Below are 16,401 nucleotides of genomic sequence, written 5' to 3'. Positions count from 1 at the left end.
GAGGCGTTCGCGATCGCTATTTTCAATCCACTGCTCAATCCACTGCGCAAGCCACGATGCTCAGGTCGAAGGCGGTTCACGAGAGGCGGCATGAGATGCTGCGTTCGCCTGCGTCGTGCCGCCGGCGGTCGCTACAGCCGCCTCCGGCGGGCGGCTGCCGTAGAACGGCACCTTGCGCCGCCACAGCCGCAAGGCCTGCCAGTGGATGCGCACGATCACCGCGAGCGCCATCCATGGTTGGCGACACAGCGCGCCCAACACCGGGCCAGCGGTGAAGGGGAGCAGGCGGCCGCCGATGGCGGTGCGGATCAGCGGGCCGTCGGCGTCGTGGTAAGTGATGCCTACGAAAGCGGTATCGGGCGTGGTGCGCACGCGGAACTGGTAGCCACCCTCGACGCGGCAGAAGGGCGATACGTGCAGCACTTTGCGGCAATGGAGGACGGTGGCGGGCTCGATGGGGCCGCCGTCGGGCGCCGCCAGCAGGTAGGCGTGGTGCTCGCCGAAGGTGTTGTTGACCTCGGCCAGCAGGGCACGCAGGTCGCCGGAGCGGTCGTGGCATAGCCAGAAACTGACGGGATTGAAGGCATACCCGAGTACGCGCGGGAAGGTCTGCAGCCAGATCTCGCCGTCGGCGGCCAGGCCGGCCTCGCGCAGGCGGGCGCGCATCCAGGGCGCCAGTTCGCTGCCGTCGCGCGGGCCGTAGTCGCGCCTCCGCAGGCTCAGCAGGCGAAGACGGTCGACGCCGAACCACCAGCGCCGCAGGTGCGGCAGGGCATCGAGGTTCAGGCGCAGGCAGAACACCGGGTAGACAAAGCGATGGCGCACTGGGCGCAGGCGCTCGTGCATCACGTCGGCGCGCAAGAGTTGCGCATCGCTGCCGCCCGCGCCCGGCATGTGGCTCATGGCTTGCCCCAGGCCGGCAGGACGTCGAAGTCGGTCGCCACGCGCAGCGCCGAGCGCAGGCCATCCTCGTGGAAGCCGTAGCCGGTCCAGGCGCCCGCGAACCAGGTACGCCGCCGTCCCTGCAGCGCTGGCAGGCGGGCCTGCGCTGCCACCGCGGTCAGGTCTAAGAGTGGATGCTCATAGACGAAGCGGCGCAACTCGCTGCCGGGCGCCGGCGCCACGATCGGGTTCAAGGTCACCACCACCGGCTGGCGGAAGGGCAGGCGCTGGAGCTGGTTGAGCAGGTAGCTGACGCAGACCGGCCGCTGCCCGGCGTCGTCCCGGCCGCCGACGTAGTTCCACGCGGACCAGGCGCGGCGCCGGCGCGGCAGCAGCGCGGCATCGGTATGCAACACGGCGATGTTGCGCTGGTAGCGCACGGCGTCAAGCACTTCGCGCTCGGCGCCGTCGGCGTCCTGCAGCAGCGCGGCGCTGATCGGGGCGTGCGTGGCCAGCACCACGGCATCGAAGCGCTCCATGCCGGCATCCGTGCAGAGGTCGACACCGTCGGCGTCACGTCGCACGGTCCGCACCGGCGTGCGCAGGCGCACATCGTCCAGTGTGGCGGCAATGCGGCGCACGTACTCGCGGGAGCCGCCGGCCACGGTCTGCCATTGCGGCCGGCCGTTGACCTGCAGCAGGGCATGGTTGAGGCAGAAACGCAGGAAGGTGGCGGCGGGAAAGCGCAGGATGTCCGCCGGCGCGCTCGACCAGATAGCTGCCGCCATCGGCAGCAGGTAGTGCTGCCGGAAGGGCTGTCCGTAGTTGCCGGCCACCAGCAGTTGCTCGACCGAGCAGCCGTCGCGCAGACTCACCTTCAAGTGCTGCTCGGCAGCACGGTTGAAGCGCAGGATATCGCGCAGCATGCCGAGGAATCTGGGCGAGAAGGCATTGCTGCGCTGGGCGAATACGGTATTCAGGTTGCTGCCTGCCCACTCCAGGCGGCCCTGGTCGAGCGATACGGAGAAGGACATGTCGCTCGGGTGCGTCTGCACGCCCAGTTCGGCGAACAGTGCGAGCAGGTTGGGATAGGTGCGCTCGTTGAAGACCAGGAAGCCGGTATCGACGGGATGCGTGCGGCCGTCCAGTGTGATATCGGCGGTGTTGGCATGGCCACCCAGGTAGTCGCCTGCCTCGAACAGTGTGACGGCATGGCGGCGCGCCAGCAGGTAGGCGCTGGCGAGGCCGGCGATGCCGGCACCCACCACCGCGATACGCCGCCCGCGCGGATACGTGCCAGGTGCGCCACTCATCGGTAGCCCCAGGCGCTCGTTCCTGGTATGCCACGAAGCTTGGGCGTAACTTTTACAGTTCTTCTCATGGTCTCGCCGGATTGAGTGCTAAGATAAAACTACCGCTTTGGAAGAAAGATTACTACATAGTAGCGAGATTTACTAATGAGTATTTTTGGCAGGCTCAGCTTCAAGGATCAAGCTTTCAAGCTCCGCGAGGACGCCATTCTCGATGCCGCCACGCGCACCTTGGCGGCCAAGGGCTTCGACCTGATGACGATGGACGACGTGGCGGCCGAGGTCGGCATCTCCAAGCCCAGCCTCTACAAGCACTTCAAGTCCAAAGAGGATCTGGTGGGCGAGGTGATGGTGAGGCTGGTGGACGGCGCCTTGGAGCAACTCGAGGCGCAGCCGGCCGGCCTGACACCGGCTGGCCGTCTGCGTGCGCTTCTGGAGTGGGCGCTGCGCGTGCGCCTGGGTGGCGGGCTGCCCTTCCTGCCATCGACCAGCCCGCATGTGCGCGCCATGCTGACGCGCAACCTGCGCTATGTGACGCGCGTGCTCAAGCTCAACAAGCAGTTGGAGGGACTGGTGGACGAGGCACGCCGCAACGGCGAGTTCAATGCCGACCTGCCCACCGATGTCATCCTGTTCAGCTACTACGCGCGCAGCTGCGATCCGGCTGTGGAGTACCTGCAGCTCTACAGCAAGATGGATACGGACGCCATTGTCGAATCGATGCTCAAGGTATGCTTTGATGGCCTTTGCACTGCTTCCGGGCACCGGTAGCACAAGTGAATCGGCGCTTTACGATTCAACCTTCGTCTTCGCTGCGCATTCGCGCACCATCGTCCGTCTTCTCTTCCAGCTTCTCTTCCAGCTTTTCTTCCAGCCGCGGTTCCATCCGCCGCGTCTACCGCTCGGTGCCGTTGCCGCCGCCGAGGGAACCCGTCGCCAGGGCCAGTGTGGCCGCGGCCGCCAGCGCGCCGCTGTACGCGTCGGCGGCCGCGTTCCTGGCCAGCAGCAACTGGTTCTGGGCCAGCAGCGCGTCCGTGATGGTACCGACGCCGCGCCGGTAGGCAGCGAAGGCGGCCTCGTAGGTGGTCTGGGCCGCCGCCGCTAGTGCCGTGGCGGCTTCCTGCGCAGCCAGGCTGCTTTCCAGCGCGTTCTGGCTGACCACGATCTGGCGTACCGCTTCCTGCCTGGCTTGCGTGAGCCGGTCCGACGCGCTCTCGGCATCGTTGCGCGCCCGCGCCAGCACGGCCGCGCGCAGGCCGCCGTCGTAGAGGGGAATGGTGACGCCGAGGAAGACGCTGCCGCCGTAGCGGCTGCCGTTCAGGTTGACGGTCGGCGCCTGCTGCCCGACCGACGGGATCGCCGTGATGGCCGCGCCGCCCGAAGCGTAGGAGGTGTTGGCGGAGAGAAACACCTTGGGCAGGAACTCGGCCTCGGCCGCTTTCACCTTGGCCTGGCTCGCCCTTTCCAGCGCGTAGGCGCCCAGCACGTCCGGCCGGCTGGCCATGGCGTTCTCCACCACCTGCTCCACCGAGCGGCGCAGGGACGGTGGCAGCGGCCGCGCGGGAAGCTGCGCGATCTTCGGCCGGGACAAGGGCGAGATGCCGATCGCCGATACCAGTCCCAGGTAGGTATCGCTCTGCGCGCCTTCCGCCTGGACCTGCGCGAGCCTGGCCTGGGCGCGGTTCTGGGTCGCCTGCGCGACCTCGAGCACGGTGCCGATGCCCTGGCGGTAGCGCGCCTGCGCGGCGTCCAGCACGGCGTCGGCATTCTGCCAGGCCTGCTGCGCGGTACTGGCACGCACACGGGCGGCCTGGTAGGCATAGAAGGCCAGGCTGACCTCGTGGATGATGCGCTGGTGGGCCGCGGTGAACGCGATATTGCTTGCCACCGATGCCTGCTCGGCGGCTTCGACCAGGCCGCCGCGCTCGCCGAAATCGAACAGCAGCCATTGCAGCGACAGCACCGAGACGGCGCCATGCGTCGAGGTACCGGACGACAGCGGCCCGAGCGCGGTGGAGACGGTGCCATGCCCCGACTGGTAGCCCCCCAGGGCACTGGCCGAGATCTGCGGCAGGTAGGCGCTCTTGGCGATGCCGGCGGCCAGGGCCGCGTTGCGCGCATCGTTCCAGGCGATCCGCGTCGACGGATGGCTCGATTCCGCCAGGTCGATCAGCTCGGGCAGGGTGTAGGCGTGCCCCGGGTCCAGCGCTGCCGCCGGCGGCACATTGGCCAGCGCGGTATTGGCAGGCAATGTATAGGGTGCCGCGGCAGGCAGCCTGGTCGCCTCGCCCATGCCTGCTTCAGGCCGTTCCGGAGCCCGCCCCGGCGCGCCAGCGACGATCTCGCCCGCGGCGGTCGTTTCGGGCTCCCATGGACGGTCGGGCCGCGGCGGCGCCAGTTCCAGCGCGGTGGTCGCGCACCCGCCCAGGCACGCGCCGGCGCTGGCGACGGCGAAGGCCAGCGAGGCCGCGGAAAAGCTAAGTCGGCGCATGAATCGGCGATTCCCTCGGGTCATCCGGTGCGGGCGCAGGCGCGACCGCCGTCAGTCGTTGATCGATCAAGGCCAGCAGGCTCGCACGGAGGCCATCGTCGGACCGCGCGCCGGAGGCCATCGTCGTGGCGCCGGCTTCCAACGGCGGCGCACCGCGGCTGTGTCCGGCCGCGCGCCGCAGTCGCTCGACGGCGCCGGCATCGCCCGGCCAGCGTACTGCCAGCAAGGCCAGCGGCCCGGCCACGGCCTCGGCCCGTGCCAGGGCGAGGCGGCGCTCGGCAAGCCAGGCGGATGCCGGGCGGATCCCCGCCGGCTCGTAGCGCGCCAGCGCGATGTGCTCGCCGAGCTGGCCTTGCCGGGCCAGCAGGCCCGCCACGACGGCGCCGCGCGGCTCCGGTCCGGCGCCGCCAAGCAGGCGTTCCCACTGCCGCCACAGTTCATCCAGCGCAGCGTCGATGGAGGCCGCGATGCTGACCGGCCAGAGACGGGTGAACACCAGGTAGACGGCGAGGTTGCCCACCAGTATCCCGATGACGCGGTCGCGCGCGATGGTGAGGTCGAAGCCGGGCGCGGCGCCCTGCAGCACGCACAGGAAGAAGGCGAAGGCGATCTGGAAGCCTGCGTAGGCGATGCGCGGCGAGCCCTCCGCCACCCAGGCCGACAGCCAGGCGCCGGCGAAGACCAGGGCGATGAGCCCGCCGATGGAAGTCAGCGCCGGGGTGACGAAGACCAGGGCGGCGGTGCCGAACACCGCGCCGACGGCGCAGCCGGCAATGCGCAGCGTCAGCTTCTCCACGGTCTCGGCGGTGGTGCCGAGCGACACCACGTAGCAGGTGATGAAGCAGGTGTGGATGCCCGGCCAGTCGAGCTGCGCGTACAGCAGGTAGCAGAACATGGCGGCGGCGGTCGTCTTCAGCGCGTAACGCACGTGCACGGGATTGGTGAAGGCGTCCGGCAGCAGGAAGCCTCCCTTCCTGGCGGAACCGGCGCCGGCCTTGCTGCCTCCCTCAGCCGCAGTGGTGGGCACGGGCATCGGTGCCGGCGCGGCGAAACCGACCATGGCCTGCTGCAGTTCGACCGCCACGGCACGTGCCAGCGGCGGCAGGCCGGCGACCGCCGCGGGCGCCAGCGGCGGCTCGATCTCCACCGGATAGCCGCCGGCATGGAGCATCGCGGCCATGGCTTCGAGGCTATCGGCAAGCGCAGCGGCAATGGCTGCGGGAAGGCGTGCCGCCGGCTCGCGGCCGGCCAGTTGCGCGGCCAGCAGGATGGTCGTGGTCGAGGCCAGGACCTGGTGCAGCGCGGCTGCGTCAGCCGGCGTGACGCTGCCCTCCAGCCTGGCCAGTTTCAACCAGCCGGCCACCGGTTCGAGTCCTTCCCGCAGGCAGGCCTGCAGCGCCGGCGCCGTGGACGCCGGCGCACGAAGCTCGTCCGCCGCCAGGCGCAGGCCCGCCGCCAGCCGCCGGCCGGCCAGGCGACGCGGGGAGGGCGCCATCAGCAGATTGATCGCGACATTGGCGCCGATCGGGATGGCGACCATCAGCCAGGCATAGAGCAGCGCCCGCGTGGCCGCTTCGCCGACCGGCGCCAGGCCGAGTTGATCGAGCCCGAAGCCGACGATCATGGCCAGGATCGCGCCGACCGGCCGCAACTTGCTGGCCGAGGTCAGGAACAGCAGGCCGGCCGACAGCACGGTCATCCACATCACCCGCCACAACGGCCAGTCGATGCTGGCCATGGCAACCAGCAGCACCAGCCCGATCACCAGCGAAATCAGCACCAGCGCCCCGATGCTCATCACCACGCTGCTGGTGCGGTCGGCCCGGTTGAGGAAGAACACGAGGTAGGCGGAGATTGCCGCCTCGGGGGTTCCGTACAGGGACGTCACCAGCACGGTCAGCGCAGCGGCCGCGGCCACGCGCGTGGTGAGCTCCAGCCGGCCCGGCAGGGGGCCGAGCAGGCGCAGGATGCCCGCCGCGCCGGGGCCGGCGGGGCCCGCCGGATCAACCGGTGCCGCCGGTTCAGCGGCAGGCCGCGCCATGCCGGATCTCGACCGTTGCGCTGGCGCCGACCCGCACCAGCGGTTCCGGCGGTGCCTCCAGCTTGATGCGGACAGGGAAACGCTTGGCCACGCGGACCCAGTTCACCGACGGCTGCACATAGGGCAGGGAACGCGGCAGGCTCACGCGGTCGGTATCGAGCACGCCCGCGCCGATGCCGGTCACGGTACCGCGCAGTGCCCGGCCGCGATCGATCATCGAGTAGACCGTTGCGCAATCGCCTGCATGGATGTCGGCGAGCGCGGTCTCGCGGATGTTCGCCACCGCGAACCATTCGCCGGTATGCACCAGCAGGAACAGCGACTGGTTGGGCGCGACCACCTCGCCGGTCAGCACGGCCAGGCCGGTGACGCGGCCGGCATGCGGCGCGCGCACCAGGGTGTCGTCCAGCGCCCGCTGCGCGATGGCCAGCGCCGCTTCGCGCGCATGGACCGTGGCGATGGCGCCGGCTTCGTCGCCCACCGCCTGGGCCGTGGCAGCCTGCTGGACGGTGGCCTGCTTGAGGGAGATTGCCGCGTCGCGCTGCGCCACCTGTGCCTGGTCGAGCTGCTGGGTGGGGACATAGCCGTCCGCCGCCAACGGCCGCAGGCGCTCCACCGTGCGCGCCGTCAAGGCATAGTTCTGTGCCGCCCGGCTCGCCTGTTGCGACGCCACCGAAGCCGAAGCCCGTTCGCTGGTGATGGTGCGCCGCCGCGTGCCCAGCGCCGCCTGCGCCAGTTCCAGGTCGGCGCGCGCTTGCGCCAGCGCCAGCCGGTAGGGCACGGGGTCGATCTCGAACAGCGGATCGCCCGCTGCCACCTGCTTGTTCTCGCCTACCCAGATCCGTGCGATGCGCCCGCCCACCGGCGACGCCACATGCACCACGTCCGCATCGATCGTCGCATCATCGGAGGCAGGGTAGCGCTGCGCCCGGAAATAAACGAAGGCCGCCAGCAAGGCGGCCAGCGCGACGATGATCACCGCCACCCACTTTCCGCCTAGCGAAGGCTTGCGCATGCCGGCCATCTTCATAGGATCTGTCCTGTCCCGAGCATCCAGACCACCAGCGCCACGATGACGCCGACCGAGGTATTCACCAGCAGTGGGAACGGCACCGCCGCTGCGAAGCCGGTACGCACCGACAGGCGGTAGGCCAGCACGGCGCCGGCGATGCCGACCAGGGCGCTCAACAGCCAGAGCGGGAAATAGGCGCCGAACAACTCGAAGGCGGGCGCGCCGCGCAAGGCGCAGCCAGGCAGCAGCAGTCCCGGCAGGGACAGGGTTACCACCCTGACTGCGGAACGCGGAATCGGTCTATCTGACATGTCGCGGCTCCCTGGCGAAACGACCGCCGGCCGGGCGCGGCCGCGGTGGAACGGCTGACGATCGGGGTCAGGCTGGGGTGGGGGGCGATGAGCAGGGAGGAGGGGGCGGGCGTCCGCCGGCATGGTGGCGTCGCATCGCCGTCGGCACGCGCACCGCGCGGCCGCCAGGGGCCGGGGCCGCGGCAGCAAGCCTGAAGGAGACGTTCACTTGGCGCGCCGAAGGCGCAGGATGCCGGCCGGGATGGATCATGGATCGCTCGCCTTCCTGCCACGGGATCTGGCTAAGTGGAGGCAATATAACAGTTGCGTCTTAGCCCTGTCCAAGAATTTACCTAGAGCACCGGAATCCCCAAATGGGGTGCCCGAATTGCCCGGCCCGCCCCATCCCGTCCCTGGCGACCGTCGTCCGAAGGACCGGCATCATCGCTGTGCCGCCTCCTGCCGGTCGCCGCCGGCCGTCCTGGCATCGTTCTCGGCCGCCAGCGCCCGCAGGACGTCCCGCCAGCTGACGATGCCGACCGGGCGGAACAACTCGTCCACGATGGGAATGCATGAGATCTGGTGCGTCAGGAACAAGGCGATGGCATCCGCAATTCCGGCTTCCGGCCGCAAGGTCACCGGCTGGCGCGACATGATCTGGTGCACGCGCTTGTTGAGCGTATTGAGATCCCGCGCCGATTCGACCGTACTGCCGATAAACGGGCTCATGGCCCGCAGCAGGTCGCGGTCCGACACCACGCCATGCAGGCGGTCGCCCTCGACGACCAGCAGGTGGTGGAACTTCGCCTCGTCGAAAATATGCTTGACCGTCGCCAGGGTGTCGTCGAATCCGATGGTGACGACTCTTTTCGACATGATGCTATCGATGCTCACTGCTGCCTCCGTTTCCTTGCTCCGTTCTGGCTCGCGCAGCGCTCTCACGGGCGCGAAGCGGCTGATCACCCACGACGCCGTCGTTGCACGTGGATATCGGTGGCACTGCGGGATTCTTGAGCGGTCCGAAGGGGGATGCGCCTTGGGCCAAGAGGAAACGTCGGATGGCAGGGCAAGCCGGAAGTCCAGCAGCCATTGCACGTCCCGCAGGCGGGGATTCGAACTCAGCCGGATGTCTGTGCAGGTGTGCGGCGCAGAAACGTGGTCCTTGGTCTGCGCGTTCCCCTCGAGCGCTCCGCAGACCCATCGGATAGCGCCATAACCTAAGATTAATCAAGACAATGATTGCCTTCGCGGGTTGCTGGGGCTGGCGCTTGCACCCAATGGCGATCTGGTGACGGCGAGCGGCGACGCGATCCCCCCGAGTTCGCAGCATCCGAGCGAAATCATCGAGTTCTCGCCCGATGGGGTTTCATCGCGGCGATGCAGGTCGACCCGACGCCCGGCTCCGCTTTCGGCCTGGGCAAGCCCGGAGGACTTCGCAATGACAATCGGCATCGACACAAAGGCAAGGCTCCTGTTCGCGGCCTGCCTGCTTGCTTCGACGATCGCCGGGGCAATCTGGTACTCGCTGTCTCTCGATCAATACGCGACCTACCACGTCTATACGCGAGAGCCGGTCTCGGGGCTCATGGCTCAGGCACCGGTCGAGTTCCACGGCATCGAAGTGGGCAAGGTCAAAAGCGTACGCCTCGTCAACGCGCAGATGGTGGACATCCTGCTGAGCATTGACAAGACCGCTCCGGTGAATGGGGCTACGGTAGCTACGATTACTTCCCGCGGGCTGGCAACACGGGGATTCACCGGCTACGTTTTTATTGCACTCGAGAACATTGGTATCGATTCCGGGCAGTTGGCCCCACGGCCCGGTGACCGCTATCCCGCGATTCCGGCGGCGCCTTCGAAACTCGTGACGCTCGACACGGCCATCAGTCAGGTCAACGACAATTTCCAGGCCGTTACCGCCTTGCTCACCTCGATTCTCGACAAACCGACCGTCGCGTCGCTGAAGCAATCCGCCGAAAGCCTGCAGAAAATCACTCAGGCCATGGCGGAAGACACAAGAAAGCTGGATACCATCGTGGCCAATACGGAGCGCGCCAGTCAGCGGTTTGCGCCACTCATGGAATCGACCGACGAATCGCTGAGGGCACTTCAGACCCAGGTGCTCCCCGAATCCTACAGGGTGCTGGCCGACCTTGATAACCTGTCGACTTCCCTCACTGCCGTCGCGAACAAGATCAACCGGGACCCATCAGTTCTGATCCGCGGCACCGCAACACAGCGCGGACCGGGGGAGAAGCCATGATGGTCGCCATGAGAATCGGCGCGTTGTGCATTGGTATTGTTTCACTTACAGGCTGCACATTGATGGCACCGGTCGAGGTCGAGACGAAGAAATATGCGCTGACTACGATCCCGACCGAGATTCCTACCGCAAGGACACATGCGGCGACACTGTTGGTTCTGGTTCCGGTGAGTGCGCCGGCCTACGCCACGCCGCGCATGGCTTATACGGCCCGGAAGTATCAGATCGACTACTTCAGTCAGAACGAATGGATTGACACACCCGCGCAGATGATGCTGCCGCTGATCGTAGAAACATTGCGGCGCACGCACTATTTCAGCGCGGTTCTCGCGCCTCCCTACTTTGGTCGGCAGACATTCTCGCTTCGCACCGAACTCATCGAACTGCAGCAGGATTTCACGTCGGATCAGGCTGTAGTGCGGTTCAAGGTACATGTCGATCTCAGGCTGGCTACGACGGACCGGTCGATCGCGGAGAGGGAGATCTCGGTACAGGAGCGACTCGGCGAAAGGAATCCTTACGCGGGAGTTGTAGCAGCCAACGTGGCCGCTGGGCGAGTGTTGCAGGAACTCTCCAGGTTCGTGATCGAGAATGCCCATTAGAAGTCCATTGCCGGACTCTAGGGCAACATTCTGCGCAAGGTGTCATCCCTGAAGACGAAGTGATGGCGCAGGGCGGCACCCATGTGGATGGCGAACAAGAGAATAAGCGCGTATCCCAGCCACTTGTGGACGCCGATGAGCAGGGAAAACAAATGGTCGCTGCGATGAATGAAGTCGGGCAGCGTAAAGAGGCCGAGAAACGATACCGGAATGGCGGCGGCGGACGACATGAGCCAGCCCGTCATGGGCAAGGCGAACATCAGGCCATAGAAGCAAAGATGAACAAAGCGGGCGGCGATCATTTGCCAATCCGGCAGATGTCCGACCGGTTTTGGCAGTACCTGGGTGACACGCCAGCACAAACGCAAAGCGAACAGAACGAAAGCCAGCACTCCGAATTGCTTGTGGTAGAGAATCAGCGTGATTTTTCTGGTGTTGAAGCCGACATCCGGTAGCGAGACCATGTAAAGCCCCAGTCCCGCAAGCCCGACCAGAAGGAGGGCCATCGACCAGTGGAGCAGGATCGCGACAACGCCGTAATGGTCTTCGCTGTTTTCGATCGGGATCATCTCTTGCGCTCTCCGTTCACCCATCTGGTCCTGTGCCCGAGCGTCATCCCCGCGACGCCGGCGGGCTCCGCCAGCCTGACGCTGGTGCAGGACCGGCAGCGATCGCTGAACCCACCTGAAGTCCGTTCGCCCGGCCGATGGCCCGCTCGGGCATTTCAGCGGAAGTACCAGCGCACTGCCGCGCTGATGACACGGATGACGGCCACCGGAAAGCGGTGGCCGCCCCAAAGAGGGTCTTTGCTCCGTCCATCGCGCCAGCGTAGACCGAACCCCTCGTACCAGCAACGCCAGCGACGTCCCGGCAGCCTTCGACCTGGCTAAGCCTTGGCGCAACCTTGGGCGGCGAGGCGCCATCAATGGCCATGCAGGGTTTCCAGCAACGCGACCAGCGCGCGCACCCGTGGTGGTTGCAGCCGCGCCGAAGGCATCACGATGCTGATGGGCATAGCCGGCGGTCGGCACTCCGGGAGAAGCTCGACCAGGGCGCCGCTCTCCAGTTCTCCCACCACCATATTGTCCGGCACTTGCGCGACCCCCAGGCCGGCCACGGCCGCCGCCACCATGCCTTCTCCGTCGTTCACCTGCACCTGCGGGGACGGCGACCACGCCAGATCGCCGTGCGGTCCCGATAGCTGCCATGCCCGCCCGCGTCCGGTGTCGGGCTGCCGGAAGACGATTGCCGCGTGCGCACGGAGCGCATCGGTGTGCGTCGGTCTGCCGCGAGAGGCAAGGTAGCCAGGGCTGGCCACGAGCACCTGGTGCTGCCAGTCGAAGCGCCGAGCCACGAGAGAGGAATCCCGCAGCTCGCCCACCCGGATCGCGGCGTCCAGGCCTTCGCGCGCCAGATCGGCGTAGCTGTCGCGCAGCCGCAGATCCAGCTGCAGGCCAGGATGCGCCTGCAGCAGCCGGGCCAGCAGCGGCATGAGTACGCGCCGGCCATAGGTAAGGGGGGCATCGAGCCGCAGCGTGCCGCTCACGGTGCCGCGGCTGCCTGCAGCTTCGGCCTGGAGTTCGTCGACTTCGGCCAGCACGCGCTCGCAGCGGTGAAAGAGATGTTCTCCGTCCGGTGTCAGGCTCACCTGCCGCGTGGTGCGGTGAAACAGCTTGACGCCCAGGGCACCCTCCAGGCGCGCCACGCTCTTGGCCAGGGTGGATGGCGCACATCCCAGTTCGCGCGCCGCGGCGGCGAAGCTGCCGAGCCTGGCGGTACGGGAGAACGCAAGCAGCTGTTGCAGTCCGGTCATGGCGGCGAGGATTGAGGAAGTTTTGTCGGCAATGTTAAGGCAATTCCGATCATTCCGGAATCGACGACAAGGTGTCAGACTGCTTCCTCCGTGGCCGCGGAACCTGGTTTCTTCGATCATTCTTGACCATGCGAGGACAATGTGACATCTGTAATCGAACAATGCCAGCCCGAACCCACCGCCATTGCGGGTATTGCCCACGCCACCTGGGCAGGTGAGGCCCACGGCCTGGCGCAACTGTCCGTGTGGCGGCAGTCGCTGGCACCTGGGGCCGGAACGCCGCCGCATCTGCACGACTGCGACGAGGCAGTGATCTGCCTGGGTGGCGAAGGCGAGCTCCACACCGAAGGGAGACAGCAACGCTTCGGGGCCCGCAGCATCCTCGTCCTGCCGCGAGGCCGTGTGCACCAGATCTTCAACATCGGCACGGAGCCCTTGGAAGTACTGGGAATGTTCGGCCAGTCGCCCGTGCCGACCCGACGGCCCGATGGCGAACCTCTGCCCTTGCCCTGGCGCAGTTGAGGCCCCGGGCGCATCGCCTGCTGCCGTGGACATCCGCGCAAGCCGCGTGGCCGCCGTGATCGCCCATGGTCACGGCGCGTCCTCTACCCAGACCTCGGGCTTTTGCCCCAAGGTCTTCGGCATAAATGACCGCGGCAAGGCCATCGGGACGTAGTGACCGCGATCTTCGGCATACCCGGGCCGACGCGCCTGCGCCATTCCAAGCAACGCAGGGCCGCCAGTCGATTGTAGCGATCGCTACAGCATTGCAGCGGCTGATACGGCAGCCTAAGCTGCCGTCATGGCTACCAAGCTCAACTCCAGGTTCCTGCTGGTTGTCGGCCTGCCGACAGCAACGGCGAAGCGATCGCGACCGCGACCGCGTCGCTTGCACCTGGCTGATCCGGCGGTTCATCGCCCCCTTCTCTGCACAATTCTCCGGTAGTCGGAAGTCAAGCCAAGGCAATTGAAAAGACCATGAACTTGTCCCAACAGATCGAGAATCCCCCACCGGGTTTGCCGGGCTCAACCCAAGAATCCCCGGACTACACGCTCTGGCAGATCGTGCTGTACTTCCTGCGGCTCGGCACCTTTGGCTTCGGCGGCCCGGTGGCGCTGGCCGGCTACATGCACCGCGACCTGGTGGACGCACGCCGGTGGATCACCGACGGCGACTACAAGGAAGGCCTCGCACTGGCACAATTGGCGCCCGGTCCGCTGGCCGCGCAACTGGCCATCTACCTCGGTTACGTGCATTACCGCATCCTGGGGGCAACGCTGGTCGGCATCGCCTTTGTGCTGCCGTCGTTCTTGATGGTGGTGGCGCTCGGTTGGGCCTATGTCCGCTTCGGCGGACTGACCTGGATGCAGTCGGTGTTCTATGGCGTGGGCGCCGCCGTGATCGGCATCATCGCCATCAGCGCCTACAAGCTCACCAAGAAGAGCGTGGGCAAGGACAAGTTGCTCTGGGCCGTCTACCTCGTGCTCGCGGCCGTGACCGTGATCACCGAGTCGGAAGTGGCGTGGCTGTTCCTGGCCGGCGGCGTCCTGGTGTGGTTCTGGCGTGCGCCCCCCAAATGGTTGCGCCAGGGCAAGGTCAACGCGCTGGCGGCAACGCCTCTGCCGGCGGCAAGCGGCGTGCTGAGCACGATCGACTGGCCGCTGCTGTCGCAGATCGGTGTGTTCTTCGCCAAGGCTGGCGCCTTCGTGTTCGGCTCGGGCCTGGCCATCGTTCCTTTTCTCTACGGCGGCGTGGTGACCGAGCACCACTGGCTGAACGACAAGCAGTTCGTCGACGCCGTGGCCGTCGCCATGATCACACCTGGGCCGGTGGTCATCACGGTCGGATTCATCGGCTACCTGGTCGCCGGCCTGCCGGGTGCCTGCGTGGCGGCCGCTGGAACCTTCCTGCCGTGCTACCTGTTCACCATCCTGCCGGCACCGTACTTCAAGAAGTACGGCAAGCTGCCCGCGATCCTGGCCTTCGTCGACGGGGTCACGGCCGCGGCCGTCGGCGCCATCACCGGCGCGGTGATCGTGCTGGCCAAGCGCTCCATTGTCGATATTCCGACCGTACTGCTGGCTCTGGTCACTGTCGCGTTGCTGCTGAAATTCAAGAAGCTGTCAGAACCCGTAATCGTCGTCGGCGCCGCCTTGATTGGTCTGGCGGCATATCCGCTGCTGCATCACTGAATCGAGCGGGGTGAGCCCATGATCCACCCGATGAAGCCGCGCGCATGCGATCCGTCGAGGCTGTCCGGCTTGTCGGAGAAGCTGATCGTCAGCGAGGACGAGAAGAGCGATGGCGGAGCCGCAGAGTGCTTGAACGCGATCACGGCGCTCATCGCTGTGCCGGACCTGGTGGCCGCTCCGGTCTTCGTTCCCAATGGCCGGAAGCGAGAAGGGCTGATTGCGATGGATTCCATGATCCAGCACGAGGTCTGCTGCGCGGCAAGGCTGGACGGGGCAGGGATCGCAGCGGTGTACCGCAAGGGCGGCATCGAACCATGGATCGCGGAGCTTCACCCCACGGCCAGCAAACCATCGCGGAGCTCATCATGAAATGGATTACCCGGGAACGCCCCAAGATTGACCGGATTGCCTGTCCGTGGCTGATCGCACGGTTCATTGACGAGCGACCCGAATTTCTCTACGTGCCGGCCGGCGAGGTCCTGCGATCTGCCGGCGAGACCGGTGCGATCCCGTACGACATCCCGGGCGTCGAGTTGTCCCACGTCGGCGAGCTGTGCAGCTTCGACGCCTTTCTCAGCAAATATGACCTGGGTCGTGACGCCGCGCTGCAGCAACTGGCCAGCATCGTGCGCGGTGCAGACACCTCGCGACTGGACCTGACGCCGCAGTCAAGCGGGCTCTATGCCATGTCACTTGGGCTGTCGCATATCTTCGCGGATGACCATGAGATGCTGGAGCACGGCATGGTGATGTACGACGCGCTCTATGCCTGGTGCCAGAACTGCCAGGCGGAGACGCATCGGTGGCCACCCAAGATGCCGGGGTGACGGCGTAACGGTGCGCGCGCCATGAAACGGAACCTGCTGATTCCACTGCTGCTCTTGAGGCTGATGCCCGCAACGGGGGAGACCTTGATGTTCAATCATGAGAAGCCGGGAGCAACGCCTTCTGGATGGCTGTCTGGCGTCACCGGTCGTGGCGCACCGAAATGGACCATTGAGCCGGACCCGACCCTGCCGAACGGTGGCAACGTCCTCAAGCAGTCGGGTTCGGGGGATTTCCCCTGGTGTGTGAAACAGGGGACTTCGATTGCCGATGGCTATGTGGAAGTGAAATTCAAGCCAGTCGCTGGCCATGAGGACCAGGCTGGTGGTGTCGTCTGGCGCTGGAAAGACGGTAACGACTACTACGTTGCGCGGGCGAACGCGCTGGAGAACAACGTCTCCCTGTACTACACGACGGGCGGACGCCGGCACACGATCCGGTATCAGAGCACACCAGTGGCCGCACAGGTCTGGCACACATTGCGCGTGGAGTTCGAGGGAAACCACATTCAAGTCTCCCTGGACGGCACGCGCCGGATCGACGTGACCGATGAGCACATCAGTGGGGCGGGTGCCGTTGGCGTATGGACCAAGGCCGACAGCGTAACGGTCTTCGACGCGTTCTCGTTCGGGTCGAGTTCTGCCCGGTAACGGCCAGGTAACGGCCAGGTAACGGCCTG

The 16,401-nt window shown here is 66.6% G+C and carries 17 protein-coding genes and 1 pseudogene; 9 read left to right on the top strand and 9 right to left on the bottom strand.

The genetic code is table 11. The annotated features are described in order from the left end of the window. Positions 1-60: 60 nt before the first annotated feature. Entirely contained in the window at positions 61-903 is an 843-nt protein-coding gene (locus BKK80_RS10965) for a DUF1365 domain-containing protein (RefSeq protein WP_071012732.1), read from the bottom strand. Then, positions 900-2,195 carry an NAD(P)/FAD-dependent oxidoreductase gene (locus BKK80_RS10960; protein WP_071069411.1) on the bottom strand — a complete coding sequence of 432 codons (1,296 nt, stop codon included), beginning with the start codon at positions 2,193-2,195 and terminating at the stop codon, positions 900-902. Before BKK80_RS10960 ends, BKK80_RS10965 begins: the two co-directional genes overlap by 4 nt. Positions 2,196-2,339: 144 nt before the next feature. Here BKK80_RS10960 and BKK80_RS10955 point away from each other — a divergent pair, with 144 nt between their 5' ends. Continuing rightward, positions 2,340-2,963: a TetR/AcrR family transcriptional regulator gene (locus BKK80_RS10955; RefSeq protein WP_071036944.1), complete on the top strand. Its 624-nt coding sequence runs from the start codon at positions 2,340-2,342 to the stop codon at positions 2,961-2,963. Between the two features lie 124 nt (positions 2,964-3,087). On the opposite strand, the gene BKK80_RS10950 is transcribed toward BKK80_RS10955, so the two are convergent. The 5 genes from BKK80_RS10950 to BKK80_RS10930 form a co-directional block, all read right to left on the bottom strand. Next, positions 3,088-4,683, bottom strand: a complete 1,596-nt coding sequence (locus tag BKK80_RS10950) for a TolC family protein (protein ID WP_071069410.1) — start codon at positions 4,681-4,683, stop codon at positions 3,088-3,090. Next, positions 4,670-6,724 carry an FUSC family protein gene (locus BKK80_RS10945; protein WP_071069408.1) on the bottom strand — a complete coding sequence of 685 codons (2,055 nt, stop codon included), beginning with the start codon at positions 6,722-6,724 and terminating at the stop codon, positions 4,670-4,672. Before BKK80_RS10945 ends, BKK80_RS10950 begins: the two co-directional genes overlap by 14 nt. Further along, positions 6,705-7,754, bottom strand: a complete 1,050-nt coding sequence (mdtN, locus tag BKK80_RS10940; RefSeq protein ID WP_071069406.1) for a multidrug transporter subunit MdtN — start codon at positions 7,752-7,754, stop codon at positions 6,705-6,707. The genes BKK80_RS10945 and mdtN overlap by 20 nt, the downstream gene beginning before the upstream one ends. Next, complete coding sequence (locus BKK80_RS10935) at positions 7,751-8,047, bottom strand: YtcA family lipoprotein (RefSeq protein WP_071012721.1); 297 nt, start codon at positions 8,045-8,047, stop codon at positions 7,751-7,753. Before BKK80_RS10935 ends, mdtN begins: the two co-directional genes overlap by 4 nt. Before the next feature lie 420 nt (positions 8,048-8,467). Then, positions 8,468-8,902, bottom strand: coding sequence for a CBS domain-containing protein (locus BKK80_RS10930; protein WP_418235896.1), 435 nt, complete (start codon positions 8,900-8,902; stop codon positions 8,468-8,470). A 346-nt stretch (positions 8,903-9,248) separates the two neighbouring features. On the opposite strand from BKK80_RS10930, the pseudogene BKK80_RS37380 reads away from it, so the two are divergent. The 3 genes and pseudogenes from BKK80_RS37380 to BKK80_RS10920 form a co-directional block, all read left to right on the top strand. Further along, positions 9,249-9,442: pseudogene (locus BKK80_RS37380) on the top strand (hypothetical protein); the annotation flags it as partial. Between the two features lie 22 nt (positions 9,443-9,464). Further along, a complete protein-coding gene (locus BKK80_RS10925) occupies positions 9,465-10,289 on the top strand; it encodes an MlaD family protein (protein ID WP_071012716.1) in 825 nt (274 codons plus the stop codon). Continuing rightward, a complete protein-coding gene (locus BKK80_RS10920) occupies positions 10,286-10,891 on the top strand; it encodes an ABC-type transport auxiliary lipoprotein family protein (RefSeq protein ID WP_071012714.1) in 606 nt (201 codons plus the stop codon). The genes BKK80_RS10925 and BKK80_RS10920 overlap by 4 nt, the downstream gene beginning before the upstream one ends. A 17-nt stretch (positions 10,892-10,908) precedes the next feature. Here BKK80_RS10920 and BKK80_RS10915 read toward each other — a convergent pair whose 3' ends face one another. Further along, positions 10,909-11,460 carry a cytochrome b gene (locus BKK80_RS10915; protein ID WP_083384055.1) on the bottom strand — a complete coding sequence of 184 codons (552 nt, stop codon included), beginning with the start codon at positions 11,458-11,460 and terminating at the stop codon, positions 10,909-10,911. A gap of 353 nt (positions 11,461-11,813) precedes the next feature. Next, positions 11,814-12,704 carry a LysR family transcriptional regulator gene (locus BKK80_RS10910; RefSeq protein WP_071069402.1) on the bottom strand — a complete coding sequence of 297 codons (891 nt, stop codon included), beginning with the start codon at positions 12,702-12,704 and terminating at the stop codon, positions 11,814-11,816. 141 nt (positions 12,705-12,845) lie between these two features. Between BKK80_RS10910 and BKK80_RS35505 the strand changes: the two genes are divergently transcribed. The 5 genes from BKK80_RS35505 (at position 12,846) to BKK80_RS10890 (ending at position 16,372) form a co-directional block, all read left to right on the top strand. Next, a complete protein-coding gene (locus tag BKK80_RS35505) occupies positions 12,846-13,226 on the top strand; it encodes a cupin domain-containing protein (RefSeq protein ID WP_084545551.1) in 381 nt (126 codons plus the stop codon). A gap of 456 nt (positions 13,227-13,682) precedes the next feature. Then, entirely contained in the window at positions 13,683-14,897 is a 1,215-nt protein-coding gene (locus BKK80_RS10905; protein WP_071012708.1) for a chromate transporter, read from the top strand. Positions 14,898-14,915: 18 nt separating this feature from the next. Further along, positions 14,916-15,266: a hypothetical protein gene (locus BKK80_RS10900; RefSeq protein ID WP_071012706.1), complete on the top strand. Its 351-nt coding sequence runs from the start codon at positions 14,916-14,918 to the stop codon at positions 15,264-15,266. Next, positions 15,263-15,724 (top strand): chromate resistance protein ChrB domain-containing protein, encoded by a 462-nt coding sequence (locus BKK80_RS10895; RefSeq protein ID WP_071012704.1) that lies wholly within the window; start codon positions 15,263-15,265, stop codon positions 15,722-15,724. Before BKK80_RS10900 ends, BKK80_RS10895 begins: the two co-directional genes overlap by 4 nt. 21 nt (positions 15,725-15,745) lie before the next feature. Then, on the top strand, positions 15,746-16,372 hold the full coding sequence (locus tag BKK80_RS10890) for a LamG domain-containing protein (RefSeq protein WP_071012703.1): 627 nt from the start codon (positions 15,746-15,748) through the stop codon (positions 16,370-16,372). Positions 16,373-16,401 lie beyond the last annotated feature (29 nt).

This window comes from Cupriavidus malaysiensis, from assembly GCF_001854325.1.
Lineage (GTDB): Bacteria > Pseudomonadota > Gammaproteobacteria > Burkholderiales > Burkholderiaceae > Cupriavidus > Cupriavidus malaysiensis.
This window is presented reverse-complemented; position numbering and strand designations above follow the sequence as displayed.